17 protein-coding genes are annotated in these 20,038 nt (G+C 57.1%); 8 read left to right on the top strand and 9 right to left on the bottom strand.

Annotated elements, in window-relative coordinates; all coding sequences use genetic code 11:
- Window positions 1–29: 29 nt before the first annotated feature.
- Complete coding sequence (locus tag GGD53_RS04185; RefSeq protein ID WP_184453862.1) at window positions 30–1,103, bottom strand: endo-1,4-beta-xylanase; 1,074 nt, start codon at window positions 1,101–1,103, stop codon at window positions 30–32.
- 193 nt (window positions 1,104–1,296) lie between these two features.
- Here GGD53_RS04185 and GGD53_RS04190 point away from each other — a divergent pair, with 193 nt between their 5' ends.
- Entirely contained in the window at window positions 1,297–1,650 is a 354-nt protein-coding gene (locus GGD53_RS04190; protein WP_184453864.1) for a hypothetical protein, read from the top strand.
- Between the two features lie 18 nt (window positions 1,651–1,668).
- On the opposite strand, the gene GGD53_RS04195 is transcribed toward GGD53_RS04190, so the two are convergent.
- Window positions 1,669–2,538 carry a DUF6030 family protein gene (locus GGD53_RS04195; protein WP_184454313.1) on the bottom strand — a complete coding sequence of 290 codons (870 nt, stop codon included), beginning with the start codon at window positions 2,536–2,538 and terminating at the stop codon, window positions 1,669–1,671.
- A gap of 513 nt (window positions 2,539–3,051) precedes the next feature.
- On the opposite strand from GGD53_RS04195, the gene GGD53_RS04200 reads away from it, so the two are divergent.
- From GGD53_RS04200 to GGD53_RS04230, 7 genes are all read left to right on the top strand, one after another.
- Entirely contained in the window at window positions 3,052–3,684 is a 633-nt protein-coding gene (locus GGD53_RS04200) for a class I SAM-dependent methyltransferase (RefSeq protein WP_184453866.1), read from the top strand.
- Window positions 3,685–3,847: 163 nt separating this feature from the next.
- A complete protein-coding gene (locus GGD53_RS04205) occupies window positions 3,848–4,273 on the top strand; it encodes a helix-turn-helix domain-containing protein (RefSeq protein ID WP_064804372.1) in 426 nt (141 codons plus the stop codon).
- A gap of 9 nt (window positions 4,274–4,282) precedes the next feature.
- Complete coding sequence (locus tag GGD53_RS04210) at window positions 4,283–6,127, top strand: peptide antibiotic resistance protein (protein ID WP_184453868.1); 1,845 nt, start codon at window positions 4,283–4,285, stop codon at window positions 6,125–6,127.
- A gap of 20 nt (window positions 6,128–6,147) precedes the next feature.
- Window positions 6,148–6,360 carry a hypothetical protein gene (locus GGD53_RS04215; RefSeq protein ID WP_184453870.1) on the top strand — a complete coding sequence of 71 codons (213 nt, stop codon included), beginning with the start codon at window positions 6,148–6,150 and terminating at the stop codon, window positions 6,358–6,360.
- Window positions 6,361–6,402: 42 nt separating this feature from the next.
- Window positions 6,403–7,590 (top strand): YcaO-like family protein, encoded by a 1,188-nt coding sequence (locus tag GGD53_RS04220; protein ID WP_184454315.1) that lies wholly within the window; start codon window positions 6,403–6,405, stop codon window positions 7,588–7,590.
- The gene (locus tag GGD53_RS04225) at window positions 7,587–8,294 is read left to right on the top strand and encodes a TfuA-like protein (protein WP_184453872.1); all 708 of its coding nucleotides are present in this window, start codon (window positions 7,587–7,589) and stop codon (window positions 8,292–8,294) included. Before GGD53_RS04220 ends, GGD53_RS04225 begins: the two co-directional genes overlap by 4 nt.
- Window positions 8,295–8,397: 103 nt before the next feature.
- On the top strand, window positions 8,398–8,646 hold the full coding sequence (locus GGD53_RS04230; RefSeq protein ID WP_184453874.1) for a hypothetical protein: 249 nt from the start codon (window positions 8,398–8,400) through the stop codon (window positions 8,644–8,646).
- Between the two features lie 486 nt (window positions 8,647–9,132).
- On the opposite strand, the gene GGD53_RS04235 is transcribed toward GGD53_RS04230, so the two are convergent.
- The 7 genes from GGD53_RS04235 to GGD53_RS04265 form a co-directional block, all read right to left on the bottom strand.
- Window positions 9,133–9,339, bottom strand: a complete 207-nt coding sequence (locus GGD53_RS04235; protein WP_004676311.1) for a hypothetical protein — start codon at window positions 9,337–9,339, stop codon at window positions 9,133–9,135.
- 1,185 nt (window positions 9,340–10,524) lie between these two features.
- Complete coding sequence (locus GGD53_RS04240; RefSeq protein WP_184453876.1) at window positions 10,525–11,634, bottom strand: glycosyltransferase family 2 protein; 1,110 nt, start codon at window positions 11,632–11,634, stop codon at window positions 10,525–10,527.
- A complete protein-coding gene (locus GGD53_RS04245; RefSeq protein WP_432443119.1) occupies window positions 11,624–13,387 on the bottom strand; it encodes an ABC transporter ATP-binding protein in 1,764 nt (587 codons plus the stop codon). Before GGD53_RS04245 ends, GGD53_RS04240 begins: the two co-directional genes overlap by 11 nt.
- The gene (locus tag GGD53_RS04250) at window positions 13,384–14,460 is read right to left on the bottom strand and encodes a glycosyltransferase family 2 protein (RefSeq protein WP_184453878.1); all 1,077 of its coding nucleotides are present in this window, start codon (window positions 14,458–14,460) and stop codon (window positions 13,384–13,386) included. The genes GGD53_RS04245 and GGD53_RS04250 overlap by 4 nt, the downstream gene beginning before the upstream one ends.
- Window positions 14,461–14,464: 4 nt before the next feature.
- Complete coding sequence (locus tag GGD53_RS04255; RefSeq protein ID WP_184453880.1) at window positions 14,465–17,467, bottom strand: glycosyltransferase; 3,003 nt, start codon at window positions 17,465–17,467, stop codon at window positions 14,465–14,467.
- The gene (locus GGD53_RS04260) at window positions 17,461–18,639 is read right to left on the bottom strand and encodes a glycosyltransferase family 2 protein (protein WP_184453882.1); all 1,179 of its coding nucleotides are present in this window, start codon (window positions 18,637–18,639) and stop codon (window positions 17,461–17,463) included. Before GGD53_RS04260 ends, GGD53_RS04255 begins: the two co-directional genes overlap by 7 nt.
- Before the next feature lie 138 nt (window positions 18,640–18,777).
- The gene (locus GGD53_RS04265; protein ID WP_184453884.1) at window positions 18,778–19,758 is read right to left on the bottom strand and encodes an NAD-dependent epimerase/dehydratase family protein; all 981 of its coding nucleotides are present in this window, start codon (window positions 19,756–19,758) and stop codon (window positions 18,778–18,780) included.
- Window positions 19,759–20,038 lie beyond the last annotated feature (280 nt).

Here is a 20,038-nt window from a genome sequence, read left to right on the forward strand (position 1 = left end):
ATCTGTTCGCGTCTCCACTGTCTTGGCGATCACATTGCCTTTATTGCCCGCTTGATGCCGTCAATCGAACTTCTCGGATCGTTGTTTTCGTCGTAAAGATTAACGCGCTTCGTGCATGCCGCGCCGGGGTTGGTGTCCTTCTCGTCAAGCCCGCCATATTTCTCCGACATGCCCCAAACGGTGGCGCCTTTCAAGTCACCACGCTCGGCTGCGATGGTGATCACGTCACCGAAAATCTCGGCATAGGAGACCGGTGCGGAGCCTTTGTCGCGGTTGAGGAAGTGGCAGGACGCATCGAGTTCGGTGATAAAAACCCCGACACCCATATCCTTCAGCGTTGCACAGAATCGGCCCATGCCCTCCGGATCGATCCGATCAAGACCGGGGCGGAAATGCGATTGCAGCCCGACGGCGCAGATCGGCGTCTTTCTGGCGACGAGATCCTCGACAATCTTCAGGATGCGTGCACGCTTCTGTTCGAACACGTCGGATTTTTTCTCCAGGTGCGTCTCGTTGAGAACCAGCATCGCGTCGGGATTGGCCTCGTGTGCCATGTCGAAGCTCATGCGGATATAGTCGTCGCCAAGAAGGCGTCGGAAAACGCAGTTCCGCAGATCCGGCACATCATATTCCAACGGCTCGTTCACCACATCCCACGCATCGATCGACTCCTTATAGCGACCGACAACCTGTTTTATATGACGGTTCATCGCCGCCCGAATGGTCGCAGCATCGGTGATGGCGGACACCCAGTCGGGCGTGCGATACCAGACAAGCGTGTGTCCATAAACCCTCATGTTGTTTTTGCGTGCAAACGCAACGATTTGATCGGCAGGGCCGAAGGAAAAGACGCCTGGCCTTTTTTCCGTTGCATTCCACTTCAGCTGGTTTCGCGGCGTTATCGAATTGACGTTGTCGATGTATATCTGCGACGCAATCGGATTGCCGACATCCTCCGGATCGATCGCCGAACCGAATCGAAACGATTTTCTGTCGGCAAGGGCGCGCAGCCCCGCGGACGGCGGCACCTGCGCCAAAGCCTGACCGGCGCGGGCAGATAACAGGGCGAGCGGAACGGAGGCGAGGAAACGTCTTCTATTCATTCTTTCTCTCACTGTTGGCTGTGTTTAACGTCTTCGGCGGAATCGAAGGGCCAAGCTTGCGGATTACGATCCATCGCGGCTTCGATCTTAATTAATACATCGGTACGTATTTTCGGCGGCGTGGATAGCGACGGCAATTGTTAGACTTTTCTGCGTAATCCAAGATATTAAACCGCTGCGGAGGGAGCTCGTTATGGAAGATTGGTTTAACTATCTGATGAGCTATGCCGCTTTTTTTATGGCGACCGTTCGCAGCGGCGTATCCCTTTTTGATGATCGGCAGTTCGCGGCGTTTGCTCTCGGCGTTGTCGGCATCATTCTCATCCTGTTCGGCGCGCTCGTCAGAACCTCGTTGCTATTGCGTCGATCGGCACGCGTCGTTCGCTCGCTCAACGACGAACTTGCGCAGGCTACTCAGGATCTCAATGTAGAGCGTCTCTGGCGTCTGGCCGACGGTGAAGGGGCCGAACGGCCAGGTCCAGACAGCTTGACGGAGCTTTACAGGGTCCTGTCCCGGCATCACGGTGATGCAGGTCGCATCGCCTGAAGTGCGCCGCATGCGGTTCTAATTGTGATTTACTGCCGGCGGCTCTTGATGGGGAAGTTCCGGCTGCGTGCGGTTGGCCGCAATTGCGGGCTCCGGCGCGGGAAGCCATGTTCTGCCGGAAAAGTAATTCCTCGCCCTTTTCTGGGGGCCCGACGTTGCCTCCAGCGTGAGGGTAAAATTGTATCGCTGCGGATTGAGCACTTCGTGGGTGAAGGCGATATTGGCTCCGAAGCCGTCTTCCTTGACATCCTTCAGGTTTTTTATCGCATTCAGGGTCTCATGAAAATCGAGCCATTGCGGTTGAAGCAGCATGGTTTCGAAAACTCGCAGGATAGCCGGATCGAGCTGGCCATTCTGATCCGTTCCGGGATTGACGATCTTCACGCGCATGCTGCTGATCGTGCCAGCGGCATCGCCACGAACAATGACGAAGATGGAATTCGCAAGCTGATCCTTTTCACGCTTGGCGCTGTGCTCGTAAAAGCATTCGAACGTGTCGGCGTTGAAGCTGGCCGCCGCCCATTCGCTGGTCTGAACGCCCGCCTGGCGCAGCGCCGCGCACATTGCAGGCCCGGATATGCGCCATGTGCGCAGAAAGGCCGACGCGGTCTGTGCCACGGGCGCTTCGGTGGCATGCAGGGGAAGCTTGTAGACCGCCGGCGGCGCCGGTCTGGGAAGGGCTTTGGGCGGCGGCGGCTTAACCTCAGGGGGGAAAAGGTCGAAGCCGAAATAATGGCCAACCGCCTTTAAATGTTTCATGTCGTTGGACAGAAGCACCGTTCCGATGACCAGCGAGAGGGAAATCGTCAGCAACAACCAGAAGATCACGGGAATCCGCGGTTTTCCTGCCGGCTGTTTCGCATATGCGGGGGGCGAATTATCGGGCAAGCTTGTCTTCTCCGGCACGCGAGAAGGGTTTCGTTGGTCTGTCTGGAGTATACATGATCCGGTTAAATATCCTTGGCTTCGTGTCTGCAACCGAGCGCCCTTTCATCCGCGCCCGCATGTTCGCCGAGAGCGCTTCAACAGGATTCCAGCCGAGAATTCCAATACAGCGTTCGGCAATTCGGCGAGGGCTAGCCGCTGATCTTGCCGCTTCTGTGGTGGCATAGAGGGGCGTTATCCGAATTGGATTGAAATAAATCCGAGTTTTTTGAAAATATTGTTGAATTGACATGTTTAATTTCAGCTCTCGGTCGAGAGTATTAAGATATTTAATGGCGATTTGGGGTAAATTGGCTTAATTTCAGCAATTTTTTCGCGCAGAGCGTTCAAAGTTATCTGATGAATTCTAAATTATGCCGGACCTATATTTATATCCTGAACGGATTTAGGCGAATTAGATCAAATTTTCGACGCATTAATCGATAGGGTTGCGTGCAACAGCAGAAAGGAGAGACCATGTCCATCGAGCTAGACGCAACCACTTATATTCACGCCAAACCGACAACCGCGCACTCCTACATCTTGCCCAAGATCTTCGATGTACTGGGGGATCATTTCGACGGTTCTGCGGAAAATGACGTCTTCGATCTCGGATGCGGCACCGGCGGTGCCGCTGCGGCTCTTGCGAAAGCAGGATATGATGTCGTCGGCGTCGATCCCTCCAGCGACGGGATCGGCAAGGCCAATATCCGTCATCCAGGTCTGGCGCTGAGCGTCGGTTCTGCCTATGACGACCTGTCCCGGGATTATGGCAGTTTCAGTGCCGTTATCAGCCTGGAGGTCGTCGAGCATGTCTACGATCCGAAGAGCTTCACCTCGACGATGTTTGATCTCGTCAAGCCGGGCGGCATCGCGGTGATATCGACGCCCTATCACGGCTATCTGAAGAATCTTGCACTGGCTGCGACGGGAAAAATGGACGATCACTTCATGCCGTTGAAGGATCATGGGCATATCAAGTTCTGGTCGAAAAACACATTGCGCACACTGTTGCTGGAGACCGGCTTCGATAACGTCCGTTTCGAATATGTTGGAAGAATTCCTGCCTTTGCCAAATCAATGATCGCCGTCGCCGACAAGCCGCTTTAGCCGGTCGGCGCGACATTGCGCCGTTCGCCGCAGTAGTCCGGAGGTTGTTTCTACTGCGTGCTGTGCAAAAAAAACCGTGATGAAATATTTACTTTTAGTTGCATTCTTGCTTAAACTCTCCATTATACAGCGGGCGTATTGATGAAGCGGGAGACTTAAGCAGATGAAGGCCAAATCGCCGAACTCCATCGATGTCTATGTTGGCAACCGCGTGAGAGTTCGGCGAAAGACGCTCGGCATGACCCAGCATGGTTTGGCCGAACTTCTTGGCATCACCTTCCAACAGATTCAAAAATACGAAAAAGGAACGAACCGGATCGGCGCCAGCCGCCTTCAGCGCATTTCCGAGATCCTTCGCGTGCCGGTCGGCTTCTTCTTCGAGAACGGCGGTTCCGGGCCGATCGAAGGCGAGACGAGCGAATTGAACAAGTTTTTGTCCTCGAAGGAAGGGCTCGCGCTCAATAAAGCGTTCATCGCCATCGAGGATCCCAACATCAGGCAGAAGCTGGTGGCGTTGGCCAAAAGTCTGGCGATGACGGGATTGCCTGACGTCGATAGCGACCTGCAGGATCCGGTTGTACACAACTGAGGATGGATCGTGCTTCATCTGCAGACATTCGGCGATCTGCGGCTGACTGAGTCGGATGGCGAGCCGGTTCGCTATCCGATCAAAGGTCTGTTGATGATGGCCCACATCTATGCGGGTGCGAGCCATGAACTCAGCCGTTATGAACTGGCCCAGTTTCTATGGAGCGACGTCGAGCCCGAATTGGCGCGGCTCAATTTGCGCAAAATGCTATCCCGCATCCGCGAGATGGACGGCGGACGCACTGACATAGCTTTCGATTTCACTGCCACGACGGTGTGCCTCAACAAGCAGGTGGTTTCCAGCGATTTGGATGTCTTTCGGGCCGGCGGCCCGCCGCTGGATCGACTACAGGCGATCGCCGAATCGACGCAGCGCGGTTTCATCGGAAATATCAAGCCGGCGACAAAGCAGATAGATGCCTGGATCAGGGCGCAGCGGGACGCCCATGCGCTGCAATTGCGTCAAGCATTGCTGGAGGCGTTGCCCGATGTGCAAAAGCCGGGCGCGGCGCGCATCATTTCCAGCGCCGCCCTGCAAATCCTCGAGCGGGATCCGAATGACGAGCAGGTCAGGGCATTGCTGCATCGGCTATCCGGCGGCGCATCGTTCGGCGAGAGATTGCCGGAAGGCGGCGGCCAAGCAAGGGTGGAGGTGAAGCGTCCCGAGCCCGGCAGCCAGTCGACCAATATTGAACACATATCGCCGATCCCGCGGATCCTTCCCCGTCTGGTGTTACTTCCCCCGACGGCGAAGCACGCCGATGCCGGACTTGCACTTGCCAACGCCCTGATCGAAGACGTCACAATCGAACTCTGTGCGCTTCGGCATATTTCCATCGTCGCTCCGCATACGGCCGGACAGATCCGCCGCGACTCCGAAAAAGCGACGGTGGTCGCCAGGCACTCGATCACGTATCTTCTCGACACCCGATTTTCCGAAGAGGGATTGTTCGCCCAGCTGATCTATTTCCCCACCGATGAGATCGTCTGGGCCAATCGCTTTAAGATGACCCCCGATATATTGCCGCGTCAAAGGCGCGTTCTCGCCCAGCAGTTGACCGAATCGGTGGCGCGTGAGCTGGCTGAAAACGAGGAGGAACGGCTACGTTTCGAAGCCAATCCTGAGGCGTATCACGCCTATCTCATCGGCTCCAGCCTGATGAGCAAGCTGACGCTGCCGCATATCCGCCGGGCAAGGAAGGCGTTCAAACAGTCGCTGTCGCATAGGTCGGATTTCTCTCCGTCATTTACCGGGCTGGCAAGAACTTTCACCAGCGAGTGGCTCGTGACGGCGCAGGGAAACAATGAACTGCTGCACCTGGCGGAGCAGCATGCGCTTCGCGCAATCGAACGAGATCCGGGATCGGCGGCGGGCCATCGCGAGCTCGGGGTCACCAGACTTTATCTTGGTGATGTGGATGCCAGCGTTGCAGCCCTTCATCTGGCGGAAGAGCTCAGTCCGCATTTTGCCGATGTCATCTACAGCCATGCCGACACGCTTGTGCATGCATCCCGCCCCGGCGACGCGCTCGCCAAGATCAGAAAGGCAATTTCGCTCAATCCGATTGCGCCTGACGCCTATCTCTGGTGTGCCGCGGGAGCAAGTTTCTTCCTGGAACAGTATGAGGAGGCCATCGCCTATGTCGAGGCGATGAAAGACAAAGCGCCGGCCCATCGTATCGCCGCGGCCAGTTGCGCAATGATCGGCGATCGAAAACGGGCACTCTTCCATCGGCAGCGCGCCGAAAGCATCAATCCGGTGTTCGACGTCGAGAAGTGGCTCGCCATCGTTCCCTTCAAGGAGCACTGGCAAAAAGAGCTATATCGGGAGGGCCTGTTGAAGGCTGGTTTTTAACAATAGCTGAGGGGCAAACCATGGCGAAAGCTGTCATTATAGGAATACCGGGCGAGGAAGGGCTTTGGCTCGCCGATCTCGACGCAGGCACCGTCAAACCGCTCAATCCGACGGGGGAATTGACGACGGCGAGCAGCCTGCGCAAAGCCGGCGGCATATTCGTGAAGGGCGTCGATTTGGCCGTCGCCGTTTCGTCGGCGCAGGTCGCGCTTTCCGGTCACGTCGACGGCTGAGCCGGCATTCTGACGGACCGGTCGATATATTCCGACAGGATCATATCGCCGCGGGAAACTCTTTCCCGCGTCGAGCCTTTTTTAGCTCGGTTCGGTATAACAAGAGTTGCACGACATACCGGGCTTGATGACGTCGGAATTCCCGTCTGGTGCGCCTATACTCCGAATTCGCGCTCAATCGTGATTGCTCAGGGGAAGGGTCTGACCGATATCGGCGCCAAAGTATCCACCGTCATGGAAGCCGTGGAACGGGCAGTTGCCGGCGAGCCTTTCGTCGATCTTGTCCGCAGCACCTCGTTCGGTCTGCAGGCGATGGGGCACAAGATCGATACGCTGAGCTGCCTGATCGCCATGCATAAACCCGATCTCGGGCCGGACGAGGAGACGGAATGGGTGGCCGGCATCAATATCCTCACCGGCGAGACGATTCATATCCCTTTTGAAGCGGTGCTGCTCGACCGCACGCGCGATGCGCGATACTGGATGTCATCTGACGGCTTGGCATCGGGAAATAATATCGAGGAGGCCGTTTTCCACGGTGTGCTCGAGCGGATCGAGCGGGATGCGCATGTACTATGGCAGGTTGGCGCGGAAAGGGATCGTTATGCCGGCTGCGTAGACCCCCGCGGCTTTCAGAATGATGCACTGACCGGGTTGATCGACAAGATCGAAAAATCAGGATTGGCGCTCCGGCTCTTCGATATCACAAGCGACATCGCCATTCCCTGTTTCACCGCCATTCTGGGGCCTGGGGGTTCCGTTCCAGGCCAGCGGGATCGCCACGGCGGCAGCGACATTCGCCTTGTCGAGGTGACCGGCGGTACGGGGGCCCATCCGTCTCCCGTGCGCGCGGCCATCCGAGCGGTAACGGAAGCCGCGCAATCCAGACTCACCTATATCAGCGGAGCCAGGGACGATATTTCTCCCGCCACGTTTTCGAGATCCTTGCCGCCGCTGATGCGGCGAGCCTTCGACGCAGTTCCCGTCTCGCCGGCTGCCGGTCCTGTCCACCACCGAACGCCGGGACATCGGGATCTGGCGCATTTGCTGCAGCATGTGCTGGAGGCTTTGCGAGACAAAGGGATCGGTTCGGTCATCGCCGTACGCCTCAGCGACGACACGCTTCCTTTTGGCGTCGTCAAGGTGGTTATCCCCGAACTCGAAAATCCGGAAGGGCCGCGTGCTCGCCAGTTTGGAACAAGGGCGCTCGCGAGAGCGATAGGTTTTTGAAGTTCATTTTCGCGGGTCCCAGTCTTCCCGACGCAGCCTCACTTGCCGGCGAGGGGATACGGGTCCTGCCGCCCGCTACGCAGGGCGATGTTCTGGCTGTGGTGGAACAGGGTGCCAATGTCATCGGCCTGATCGATGGCGGTTTCGAATACGCTGCACCGGTCTGGCATAAGGAAATTCTGCATGCTCTTTCGCTTGGCGTGGCGGTCCTCGGGGCGGCAAGCATGGGCGCGCTACGCGCTGCGGAATGTCATTCATTCGGGATGATCGGGGTCGGCCGCATTTTCGAAGACTATCGGACGGGTCGGCTGGTCGACGATGCCGCCGTTGCGCTCGTGCACGCGCCGAGCGCGCTGGGCGGCAAGCCGCTGACGATGCCGCTCGTCAATGTCAGCGCCACGCTCGATGCCATGGAAAGGAATGAGTTGCTCCCAGATGGGCTGCGCCAAGTCATCGAAGACGCCGCGAGCGCAATATTTTTCAAGAGGCGGACGTGGCGGGCAATCGTCGAGCAATGCGCTGACGTAGCCGAGCCGGATCGCCCGCACCTTCTGGCCACCCTCGTGTCGCATTCCGTTGATCAAAAACGCATCGATGCGCTGGAATTGCTGGAGGTGGTGCAGTCGACCGCCGATATTCGCGTGAATGCCGATTTGTCCTGGAAACTGCGCGAAACCTCGTTCTCCACACGGTCCGCATTGTGAAGCGAAGACGACGATCGTCACCGAGAGTTGTGTCACGCTTTTTTCACGGGCTCGACCACGTCAGCCCGCGTATCATTCCTTCCATTCGTTGGAGAAAATGGGCATGGGCGTGACATCGACTATTAAGCTAGATGGAGATCCGGGGGCGAAAGACGCTCTGGACGAACTGGTTGCACTGGCACGGATGATCGCCTATGCGCGACAGGTTGCTCAGGATGTCAAACTGCAATTCGCGACGAATTGCCTCGACCTTGCTCTTGAGGCGGTGAAGCAGGAAGTCGGGGAGGGGCTGACCAGAGAGTTGGCCGAATTGAGCTCTCCGGTTCCCCTGGTGAGCATAAAAAGTCATTAAAGCGCCGTGCGTCCTATCGGACGCACAAAGGACGCTTTAACATCCGATCTACGCATCGCGCTTTGCGAGAATCGATTGCGGTTCCGGGCCGATGCGCCGGGCGGCGCCTTGCTGCTTCAGAACTTTGGATAACCCGTGAAAATTAACTTGGGCTTCGAGGTTATGAGCGCCCTTGTACCGGTGATGGGTCGCGAATAGTGGGGCTTGATCGGTTCAAGAGACGAGTGGTGCCGGGTGAATACGAGCTGCCCTGCAGACTCAATGTATCGGCAATCATCTGAATTGTTAGCTTCGAAGAGGTCCCCGGCATTTCGCGGGCCGCCGGACGACTGCCGCTCGTTCAGAGCTTATTCGACGCCTTGCATAAAAGATAGGTTCAAATGAATGGTAAGCGGTTTCGTTGACGTTGTCTCCGGGCAAGGAGACGGCGACGATTGTCGTTTCAGCGGTCGTCTGCCGACCGGCCAGCCTGGCCGATCCTTGATCTCAATGGGTCAAATTGCGCTTCTGTGCCAGCAGTAAAATGTAATCGTCGGCAATGTCCGCGATGGCCATTGCGACTTCTGCCGGATCGCACCCCTCGACCTTCGTGTTTGCAATGAACTGATAAACCGCCTTCTCAATCTGTTTCCGGCAGATCATCACGCGTTCATCATAACCAAATTCCGGAATCTGCGATGCCATATCACTCATCAGGTCGGCTCCTCACTACTTACAGTGACCATGACACAAATTATAAGTTGAGCAAGCAAATGCTTTATGAACGGTTAATTCGACGGCGGGTGCGACCATTTCGACACAGGTTTGGTCATAAGCAGACATTCAGCCGTTGAATGAGGTGAGGTCTTTCGTGCCGGAGGTTCATCGTTCCATGTCGGGGGAGCCGCTCGATCGAAGCTGGTCTTCTCTTAGGCTGCGGCTTGTCGTTTCGAGGGTCTCGGCTCATCAGGAGAACTTGTCATGATCAGTCGAAGGCTGCCCTTATACCGATCTGGCCAGTGGCGTGATGAACGGTGATAATCATTTGATTTGCCGGCATATTAAAGTTTCATTCGTCTCCAGATCATCATTCGTTGATGTTGAATTACGTCGCCAGGTCTTTGGAGCCGGCCAGTCCAGACACTGCCGGGCAATCGGTCGTGGCCGCCTCGTTTATAGTCACGCCGCTGCCGACAAGGGCAAATCGGAAATAACGTCGGCAGTTTTACTTTTTTCTGAAAGAATTCGTCGCTGTTCGCTGTGGGTTCAAAATTTAATAATCCCATGGATGAGTAAAGTATTAATAAAATTTTACCAAAAGGTAAAAATATTTATTTCACATAAAAGTTGTATTTAAATATCCATTATAAGCTGAATGAGGTTTGTCTAATAATTATTGGAGGATGTGGTAACCGAAACATAGTAGAGACAATGTGCTTGACTATAATTGATGATAATATCGCCTGTGTGACGACTTCTTGCTGTGCGCCGGGCCACTGAGTGGAAGCATTCGGCATTAATTGCAATGTTGGCCGAGACGATGCGCTGTAAAACGGCAGCCTTGGTTCTGTCGATATCGCGGATTTCTCGTCGTCCGACGCAGGATTCATCACTGTTTACTCTGCGCCAACCTTCGCAAGTGCGAGGACCCGCCGGGGTGGTGACGGGTCCTCGGGTAAGATTGCCTGCACAGTACGAAGATATGATTGCTGTTAAAGTCGATACTGTCACGGATTATTGTTGGGTAGTTATGTTTTCCCACAATTTATTGTCTTATCGTTATGCCAATATTTGTATTTTTTTGAAGTTTGTACTTCAAAATAATGAGCTGGTCGCCGGCGGAGTGGAAAGCGCCGGCTTCCGAAGCATTTTCGTTCTCTCTCGATTGGCGGAGATGCTCTACCTTCGCGAGGTCGCAATGGACTCTCCGCAGCACCGGTCGATCTTCGATAAGCGCCGGAACAAGGCCTTCGTCCGGAAGCGTGACCACCCGCCGACCAGCGGGATAAGGGGGTCTAATTCCTCGAATTTCTTAAAATACTTCTGCTTTGATTGCCTGACCGGCCGGACTTTGGCCAAAGCCCTGTTTGTGGCTCTGTTGGCTTTTGAGAAGATCAGTTTGATTACGACGGCCACAGCAAGCAGGGGGCTATGACGATAGATGTGCCTAAGCGAGGTGGCGGCGCTGTGCCAATCTTTCAAAGCTGCAAATTTTGAGAATGCATACAGGTGAGCCGAGGCGTGGGCGCAGCTGACGACGAAAGCGGGAAGCTCCGGGTTGCGGGAGACACATTGCTCGGTCACTGCCAAAAGCGACCGCGCCATTCGGGACCTGTCGGCAGACATGGCTGCGGAATGAAGGCGATAGCCCACCAGACCGAGTGGCACAGCCTCGATCTTGAAATGCTCGGCGGTGCGGAGTTCGAAATCGAAGTCTTCGCATCCTCCAATTCCTCGATCGGCATAGCTCGGATCGTAGCCGCCGATTTTGTCTATGACGGCGCGGCGCACCATGAAGCCGCTGCCATTGCCGACAAAGCGGAAGACGAGGTGGCGAATGAGAATGGATTCCCGGGCGTTGAGCGACGAGCCGGACCTCGTGCAATATCCCTCGGAATCGACGAAACGGTGAAGGGCATATACTGCACCCCACGCGTCCGGCAGGGGATGGAGCGCTGACAGCATCCTTTCGACATAAGTGGGATGCCAGAGATCGTCTGCGTCGATGAAGGCTATATAGCTAGACCTGGATGCCTCGATCCCGGCATTGCGCGCCGCGGCTACACCACGATTTTCGGTCGACAGGATCGTGATCCTCGGATCAGCTGCGGCGAACTCGCGACAGATCGATGCGGTATCATCGGTGGAGCCGTCGTCCACGACGATGATTTCGAGTGCCGAATGGGTCTGGTCGACAACCGATCGAAGTGTGGCGGCGATGAACTCTTCGGCATTGTAGGCAGGGATGACGACTGCCACCGTCAATCCGGATAGAGGCTCAGCCGCCATAGAGCAACCCATCCGCTGTTGTGGCCGGACGCAGGTCGATCCGGTTCTTCATCAACCTTGCGACCGACGGGCGATGGCTGACGACGATCAGGGTCCGGCCGTCATATTCCCTGAGCAGGAGGGAGAGCACGCGCCCCTCCGTCTCCTCGTCGAGTGCGCTGGTCGCTTCGTCCAGGAGCAATATGTCGGGCCGGCCGGCCAGCGCCCGCGCCAGACCGATGCGCTGTCGTTGCCCACCCGAAAGCCGGATCGCTTCGTCGCCCAGCCATTCGTCGAAGCCGTAGGGCAGATTCTCGATGAATTCGGTGGCGCAGGCCATATCTGCCGCCCAGCGGACATCCTCCTCAAGGATGTCGCGACGGAAGCGGATATTGTCGAGGACGGAGCCATCCATAAGCTCGACGTCTTGGCCCGAGACCGCGAGCAGGCGCAGCCAGCTGGATCGCTCGATAGTCGAGAGGTCCTTGCCATCGATCGTGATCCGGCCTTCGGTCGGCTGAATAAGGTCGAGAAGCATGTTGATGATCGTCGTTTTGCCGGAGCCGCTGGGTCCGGTCAGAGCCGTGGTCTCGCCTGCCCTGATCGAGAAGCTGGCATGACGCACGGCAGGCATTCTGGCCTCTTCGTAGAAGAAGGATACATCGTGGAAAACGATCTCCTGTTTTAGATGTCGCAGTTCCTCTCCGCCTGCAGTTTTTCTGGCGTCGTCCTGTTCCGCGATCAGCGCGAGCACGTTTTGCAGTGAGGCTTCGATTTCATGCAAGCGCAGCAGCTGGGAATCGAATTGCTTGATATGTGGCTGGAGCCTGTAAAGAAGTATCGTGGCAGACAGGGCGGCCCGAAAATCGACCGGCAGGACCTGCGAGGACAGGATGATCGTCAGGATCACCCCGAATGTCAGCGTTTCGCTCAGAAGCGACGTTGCTGCCCCCATCCGATCCGAACGGCGCCAGGTTTCCCCCACTGTCTTGGACAAGGTTTCGAAAATACCTTTGTGGTCGTCTTCCAGACCGAAGCTCTTCACCGCCTTTAAGGTCTGCAATGTGGTCCAGCTCAGATGGGTCAATTCTTCCAGAGCTGAAAGACTGGCGGCGCCAAGACGGCGATAGGCAGCTGCAAACAAGCCGAGGCTGAGGTTATGGACGACGCCGAACATCACCGCGAGCACAGCAATCGGCCATGCCATTACGAGCATTCCGGCCCCGAAAATGATGATGGTCCCGAGACTGATTCCCAGGCGCACAAGGCCGGTATGAGCTGAGGCCACGGAATAGGATTCGGTGGCGATGACATTGATCAGATCGCTGCGCTCATAGCGTTGAAATCGCTGGAAGGGGATCGTCAGAATCTTTGCATAAAGACGGTGACGAATACTCTCGCTGATCTGATGGCTTACGGTGCTTGCGATGATGTCGTTGACGAAGCCCAGAATGATCCTCAGGATGATCGCGCAGATCAGCACGGCGACTAGCATCGACTTCGTGATGGAAGATTCCAATCCGCCAAAATATGCCGGTAGCCAGGCGACGGACCCGGAAGCAGGGCTTTGTTGGCTGAGGGCAAAAACGAGGCTGACCAGCAAGGTTATCCCCACCATTTCCGATAGCCCGGTCAGGATACCGATGACGATCAGGACGGAGGTCTTCAACCGGAGCGAGGGAACGAGCTCCAGAAGTTCGCGAAAACGCGCTGCGACAATAACGTTGAAGGCGCCCCACGACCTGCGGAGAACGGGTTTCCGTAGCGTCATCATAAATGATCCATCCGGGACTTGATGAGCTCGCCTGTCCGTATCGTTGGCGTGGCTGCGACAAGGTCGTAAAACGACGTGCCGCTGATGGGGAGCGCCACGCTTTTCGGAGCCGCCCCTTTCGGCCACGCGTGCGACCTACGACGTATCCGTTTCAACAGTTTCCTGCGCTGCCGCTTCGCTTGGCGCCACAGATGCCTGACAGCTTGGCCGACAAGCCTTGACGGGAATCTCCTGACAAGGAGAGGCGCCACTTTCCTGACCTGCCCGTAGTTGCCGCCGGCAAACGCCTGCTTGAAATACCAGCACGCCGTATGGAATTCCGCCCGGGTGGCGGCGGCGGCAAGATCGGGATGGCGCCGCTTCACGTCTGCCATCACCAGAGCGTGGGATTTCAGCATGCGCGAGGCGTTGCTCGACATGTTGCCTGCGGTAAAACGATAACCGGTCAGGAAATCGGGAGCCACTGCAAAGGGTAGTCTTTCAGCCAATGCGAGATAGAGCTTCAGGTCCTCGCATCCCTCGGCTCCCTGATCACGCAGGGCAGAATCATAACCCCCGCATGCCAGGACTTCCGCCCGCGGCATGAGGGGGGTGCTGCCGTTGCCGATGAAATTTTCCCCGACCAATATTTCGAAGACATCGCCCTCATAGAGCACGGGACCCGAATGGCTGAAAATCACGTCGTTCCCGTCGATTGCCGCGTACCAGTTGTAGGCGACGCCGTGGCCTGTCGACAATTTCCCGAGTGCGCGGACTTGCATCTCGATTTTTAGAGGGTGCCAGAGGTCATCGGCATCGATCGGTGCGATGTAGCTGCCGCGGGCCTCTTCTATACCGTAGTTGCGGGCACGGGCGACGCCGCCGTTTTGCTGGCGAAGGACACGAACGCGCGGGTCAGAAAGGCGATATTCTGTCGCCAGTTCGAATGTTTCGTCCCGCGATCCATCGTCCACGACGAGGATCTCGAGGTGTTCATAGGTTTGGGCCGAGACGCTTCGCAGCGTTTGCACGAGGGTCGCTTCCGCATTGTACGCGGGAATGATGACGGTCACCAAAAGAGGGTCAATGATCATGGCATTATCCGATAAAGGCGTTGGGATGGCCCATCAGTTCGGCAAACGCCGTGATGGGTAAATCGCCGCGTACCTCAAGGCGCGGGAGTGACAGCAGCTTGTCCGAAAAGCCCGCTTTTGCCGGCCTGGTGGTGAAGCCAATTTGATATCCCGCCTCGGCCAGAATTCCGGGAACACGGAAATCGGTGCAGCCGAAGGGGAGAGCGATAGATGTCGTGGCCGCGCCGAGCCGGTTCTCCAGCGTCTTGCGAGAATGAACCGCTTCGGCCAATAGCATGGCGTTATCCAGCGCACTCGCCGGCGTGTGGGTTTCCAGATGAGACCCAAATCGGATGCCCTTTCGATGGAGATCCTCAATGTCGTTCCAAGACATCAGAGGGGCTGGCTCACCGTAAGCGGCATCCCAATCCGATCGGCCGCCCACTTTGTCCGTCACGACGAAGACGTCGGCGCTGAAGCCGTTCTCTACAAGGATGGGATAGGCTTCGGTAAAAAAATCGAGATAGGCATCATCGAAGGTCAGGACGACCGGCCGCCCCTGTATCGGCTTTCCCACCTGAAGCAGATGGGCCAGCGCATCGGACGTCAGCCCATAGTAGCCCTGCCGCCGGAGAAACTGCATGTGCTGGCGGAACATCTCCGGCGCGATCCGGAAACGCCGCAGCCGATCGGGACCTTCGCGCGCGATTCTGTGATACATCAACACCGGGATCGAGGTCGTCACTTCGTTCGACCACGCCGCCACTCGTTCGACACCGGCCGGTCCCCAGATGATGTTCTTGGCCACCTCCGTGTCCAATGGGACACCGTGCCGTTCAAACCGTATTGTGTGTACGGACGTTTCACGCTTGCGGAACCGATGAATGGCGTAAAGCTCGGTCTCGATCGTTTCTTCCAGGCTAAGGTCCGGCAGGTTCGAAAAGACTTTCCTGATGGTGCCGACACCGAACGGATTGTCCCAATCGAAACCGGTCCTTTCGGGCTCGTCTCGCCGGAGATGGGCGTGAGCGGTAATCAGACAGCCGCCCGGCTTCAGTGCTGCGGCAATCTTTCGGCAGACCCGCTCCAAGACCTGTTCGTCATCCATGTAATAGAGGACTTCCGAGCAGACGATCAGGTCCTGTCCGCCAGGAATGTCGTCGCCTGCGAAGTCCAGGACACGAAACTCGGCATTCCCCAACTCTCGGCACCGCTCGGATGCTCTTTCGATCGCACGACGCGAGATGTCCGTTGCCGTCAGCGTCCCGACCTTTTGCGCAAGCTTGGCGGAGAATATCCCCTCCGCACAGGCAAGTTCCAATGCCTTGCCTATCCCTTCCGGGACAAGGCCCAGCGTCTGCTCGTATTTGACCTGTTCGTAGATCGACACGTAGTTCCATGGGTCGGGATGCTCAAAGACCCGTTCCCAATATTCCTCTTTGGAAGCGGCCTCTGACAAAAGGGCTTCCTTTCCCGTTTTTTTTCCGCGGCGCTCGGCTAACACCGCGCCATGCAAGCGCTCATTCTGCCGATCTGCCTTCGAAAGGTGCAGGTCATCCGTTTCCCCGTCGCCTGCCAGAGATTTTATAAGAGCTGCGTCGCGCGTTGATTGGACAAGGCGGCCGAGGCGTCCCCGCCGTCGTCCTCCCCGACGAAGAATCCCAAGGAAGCCTCTATAGTTACGCAAGGTTTCGAATAACCAGTGGCGCGCATAGGCGAAGGTCCTTGGCGTGGGCAGCCGGCCGCCTGCATGCATGTCCCGGACGATCAGGCGAACCAATGCGCCGACCGACAGATCTCCCCATAGCGGCCCCACGTGGGCACCGATATGTTTCTGTCCAGACGAAAGCTGCAGTACCAGCGTATCGGCTTCGACGGCCTTGGTAATCTTCGCGAGCTTGTTGACGTCGACGCCCACAGTCTGGACGCGTCCGAGCTTAAAAGGACGCGAGACGGCTTCTGATGAAAGCCGCCAGGCAAGAAGCTGCTCTGTCTTTCGTGCGGTTCCGGCCAGCGAATGGCTTTCGATGAGGGCGAGGAGCCGCGCGACTGCCGGTGCCCACGAGTCCATCAGGTCGATCAGGGCGCCAGTATTCTCAACCGATTGGCCCGTCTGCAACCCATGAAGGATGGCCACCGCCATCATGTCTTCGTGGCCCGAGCCATCGGGAAATTCCGGCAGAAGCTCGGCCAGGTCCTTGGGATCGGTTTCCGCACAAAGATGCATCGACGCGATCCAAATGAAGATGCGAAGCTGGCTAAGGGCCGGCTTCGGCCAAGCGTCGTCCTCGCCCTGCGTCGGCAAGCCCCGCTCAACTTGCAAGGCCCGCGCCCTTTCCGTCACGACAATCGCGTCCCGCATCATCCTGATCGGATCGGACGACAGAGAGCCGGCCTTCATGCGATAGAAGGCCAGGCATTTGTCCACCCGCTGGAATCGAGCCCCGGCGAACGCCATGCGAAGCCAGAGATCCCAGTCCTCGCAGGTTTGTAATGTGACATCCATGCCGCCTAGTTCCGTAAAAAGGCGCTTGGGAAAGACTGCCGTATGAATGGCCAGAGCGCAAATTGACGAAAATTGTTGGATTGCACGATCTCCGGTAAGATCATGCGCCTGCTCGATCTTCTGCATCCGGCCGTCGGCCGTGACGCGGCGATAGCTGCAATGGGCGATTAGTGGCTGAGACTGGTTGCTGGCGATCGGCAGCATGCTTTCGTTGAAGGCGGGATCCAGCCAGTCGTCGGCATCGAGCATGCAGAGGAGAGGCGCAGCGGCAAGCTGAGCGGCTGCATTGCGTGCGGCGGCGGCACCGGCATTCGGTTGACGGTAAAGGGTAATCCGCCCGTCCGCGTTGGCAAGGCTTTCAAGGACCTCCCAAGTCCCGTCGGTCGAGCCGTCATCCACCACGACCGCCTGCCAGTTCGATATCGTCTGATTTTGCAGGCTGCCCAGACAATCCGACAGCGTACCGGCGGCATTATAGGCCGGGATGAGAAAGGAGATCGCAGGTCTCGACGCCGTCACCATGGCTGCATTTTCCAGCGGCCGAGAAGATAAAATGCGCCCTGCAGGCTCCCCAGAACCTCTTCCTTCAGAAAGAAGTTGTCCGAAGTCGCTCCGCGTTCGAGCCGCTTCGCGAACCTTTTGAGATGATACCAGGGGAGCGACATTAGCATGCGGCGCAGATTGCCCAGCTTGCCGGTGTTCTGGTACTGGATCAGCAGCGCAGCGACATGGCCTTTCATATATTGATGGATCTGTTTTGCCAGCCCTTCCATGTCCTTGCGGTGAAAATGCCACGAAACCGCGGTCGGCTCGTAGCGGCAAGTATGGCCATGATGGAGAAGCCGATCCCAGAACTCGGAGTCGTCCGAACACCCAGCCGCCCCCGCGCCGAGTCGGACGTCGAATAATCCGCATTCATCGAACACTTTGCGACGAAACGCCTGGCTTGCTCCTGCGCCGACCATCGACATGGGATTTTTATGCCGCTTATGCCGGCGATAGAAGTGCCGATCGAAGTCCCTGCGCCGATAGCCTCGGCCGAACCCCCAGTGTCTTTCGAATATCAGCTGCGCGGGCGTGGAAAGCTCTCCGGGAAGGACGAGGCCGGTGACGCACCCGATTTCGGGCTGGTCGAACCCCTTCATCAGGTTCTCGAGCCATCGTTCGTGAAGCACGACATCGTCGTCCGTGAAGGCGACGAATTCCGTCGTTGCCGCGCGCACGGCAGCGTTTCGGGCATAGTCGAGGCCGATCCTATCCTCACGGACATAGGTGGCGCCGGCTGCCTCTGCGACACGACGCGTGCCATCGCCGGCCGATGCGTTGTCGACAACGACGATCTCGACCGGCGGAAGAGATTGTCTGGGGATGGATGCCAAGCAGCGGGCCAGCTCGTCGGGCCGGTCCTTGGTGCAGATCAGAATACTGACGTCGTGATTTTTGAGCGGGATTTGCGCGACCTGATGCGCATGCTCGACCGTCTCGGGCTGCACGACGCGCAAGGCGAGTGCGGTCGTGTTCTCTGGCTTGTCGACATAGGCCTGTCCTACGGGAAGGCCATCCGACAGAAAGATCACCAACCCCTCGGAAAGGGCGGATGAGCCAGTATCGACCTCGGCCGAGGCGAGATCCAGATAGCGAATTGGTACGGGAAAGCGGATGTCCTTCAGATCAGCCGGAATTGGTTCTCGCATCAACGCTCTCTCGATCGCACCCTTGAACCTTGCGCATCGGCCCTAGATCGGGCTTATCTGACGGCACTATGCGCCGGTTCAGAATATCGGCGCCCTTCGCGCGTTCGAAAGGCCGCGCGCCGCCCCAAGCCGTCAGCATCAACGATGCGCGCTGCGCAGCTGTGATGATTGCTTCTCGGCCTTCATTTTTTCCCTGAACCATTCGAGCGTCAGGGCCACGCCTTGCTCGTAACTGATCTTACAGGACCACTCGGGCATGACGTAGTTCGCATTGCTGAGGTCCGGCCGCCGGTTGGTGGGATCCTGCGGAGGGGACGGCTCGAAGACGATCGGTACGCCGCCGACGAGACGGGAGACATATTGCGCGACCTCGAGAACCGAGATTTCGCGATCGTTGCCGACGTTCAGAGGCCCCTTATAGTCGGTTTGGTTTACCCAGAAATAACGCGCGAAGCCGTCGACGATATCGTCGACATAACCCCAGCTGCGGGACTGCAGACCATCGCCGAATACGGTGATCGGGCGGCCCGAGAGCGCCTGGGTGATGAAGTTGGAGACCGCGCGCCCATCGTCGGCGCGGGTGCGGGGGCCATAAATGTTGAAGGGACGGACGACCTTGACGTCGAGCCCCTGGGTGCGCTGCATCTCGAACAGCAGCGATTCCGTGCAGCGCTTGCTCTCGTCGTAGGACGAGCGTGGCCCTGTACAGTCGACCTGGCCCTTGTAGGATTCGGGCTGCGGCGAGACCAGCGGGTCGCCATAGACTTCGGAAGACGAGGTAAAGCCGAAACGACCGCCCTTTTTCAGGAGATCGAGAAGCCGCATTGCCCCGAGAAGATTGGCGGAAATCGTCCGCTTCGGCTCCTTCATATACCACGGTGGCGATGCGGGAGAGGCAAGGTGGTAGATTTCGTCGAATTTATCGGAGGTCTGTAAGGTTTCGACATCCGATTTCACGAAGTGAAAACGCGGATCCTTGATGTGCTCGATGTTTTCGAGAAGTCCGGTCCAAAGATTGTCAACAACTACGAGTTTCTGAACGTCAGTCCGGAGCAGAAGTCGGTCGCACAAATGCGACCCGATGAAACCAGCTCCGCCCGAAATCAATACAGTTTTCATTTGCATTGCCCCTGATGACTTCAAGTAAGGTAATTGTCTATTAGCATTCCCTATAAGGACTGGCAATTGCTTAGAAAAAGTCTAAGAAATACTCGCGCGTTAATCTTAATTATTAATTTGCAGTACTTAAGGTAGTATCACCATGTGCACTGCGGGGCGAAGTTGCGGACCCTCGGACATATGCTGCAGCCGGCTCGACCACAGCATTCTCCATCGGCCGTTGCGGGTTCTCTAGCACACGAGCGCAGTCGCGCATCGGTCTAAAGTCCGACTCGAGACG

Source organism: Rhizobium aethiopicum (genome assembly GCF_014197535.1).
Classification (GTDB): Bacteria; Pseudomonadota; Alphaproteobacteria; order Rhizobiales; family Rhizobiaceae; genus Rhizobium; species Rhizobium aethiopicum_A.

Excerpts from the sequence above, each read along its gene's own strand:
- GGD53_RS04185 (WP_184453862.1), bottom strand. The coding sequence starts at position 1,103 with ATGAATAGAAGACGTTTCCTCGCCTCCGTTCCGCTCGCCCTGTTATCT.
- GGD53_RS04190 (WP_184453864.1), top strand. The coding sequence starts at position 1,297 with ATGGAAGATTGGTTTAACTATCTGATGAGCTATGCCGCTTTTTTTATG.
- GGD53_RS04200 (WP_184453866.1), top strand. The coding sequence starts at position 3,052 with ATGTCCATCGAGCTAGACGCAACCACTTATATTCACGCCAAACCGACA.
- GGD53_RS04205 (WP_064804372.1), top strand. The coding sequence starts at position 3,848 with ATGAAGGCCAAATCGCCGAACTCCATCGATGTCTATGTTGGCAACCGC.
- GGD53_RS04215 (WP_184453870.1), top strand. The coding sequence starts at position 6,148 with ATGGCGAAAGCTGTCATTATAGGAATACCGGGCGAGGAAGGGCTTTGG.
- GGD53_RS04230 (WP_184453874.1), top strand. The coding sequence starts at position 8,398 with ATGGGCGTGACATCGACTATTAAGCTAGATGGAGATCCGGGGGCGAAA.
- GGD53_RS04235 (WP_004676311.1), bottom strand. The coding sequence starts at position 9,339 with ATGAGTGATATGGCATCGCAGATTCCGGAATTTGGTTATGATGAACGC.
- GGD53_RS04240 (WP_184453876.1), bottom strand. The coding sequence starts at position 11,634 with ATGGCGGCTGAGCCTCTATCCGGATTGACGGTGGCAGTCGTCATCCCT.
- GGD53_RS04245 (WP_432443119.1), bottom strand. The coding sequence starts at position 13,387 with ATGATGACGCTACGGAAACCCGTTCTCCGCAGGTCGTGGGGCGCCTTC.
- GGD53_RS04250 (WP_184453878.1), bottom strand. The coding sequence starts at position 14,460 with ATGATCATTGACCCTCTTTTGGTGACCGTCATCATTCCCGCGTACAAT.
- GGD53_RS04255 (WP_184453880.1), bottom strand. The coding sequence starts at position 17,467 with ATGGTGACGGCGTCGAGACCTGCGATCTCCTTTCTCATCCCGGCCTAT.
- GGD53_RS04260 (WP_184453882.1), bottom strand. The coding sequence starts at position 18,639 with ATGCGAGAACCAATTCCGGCTGATCTGAAGGACATCCGCTTTCCCGTA.
- GGD53_RS04265 (WP_184453884.1), bottom strand. The coding sequence starts at position 19,758 with ATGAAAACTGTATTGATTTCGGGCGGAGCTGGTTTCATCGGGTCGCAT.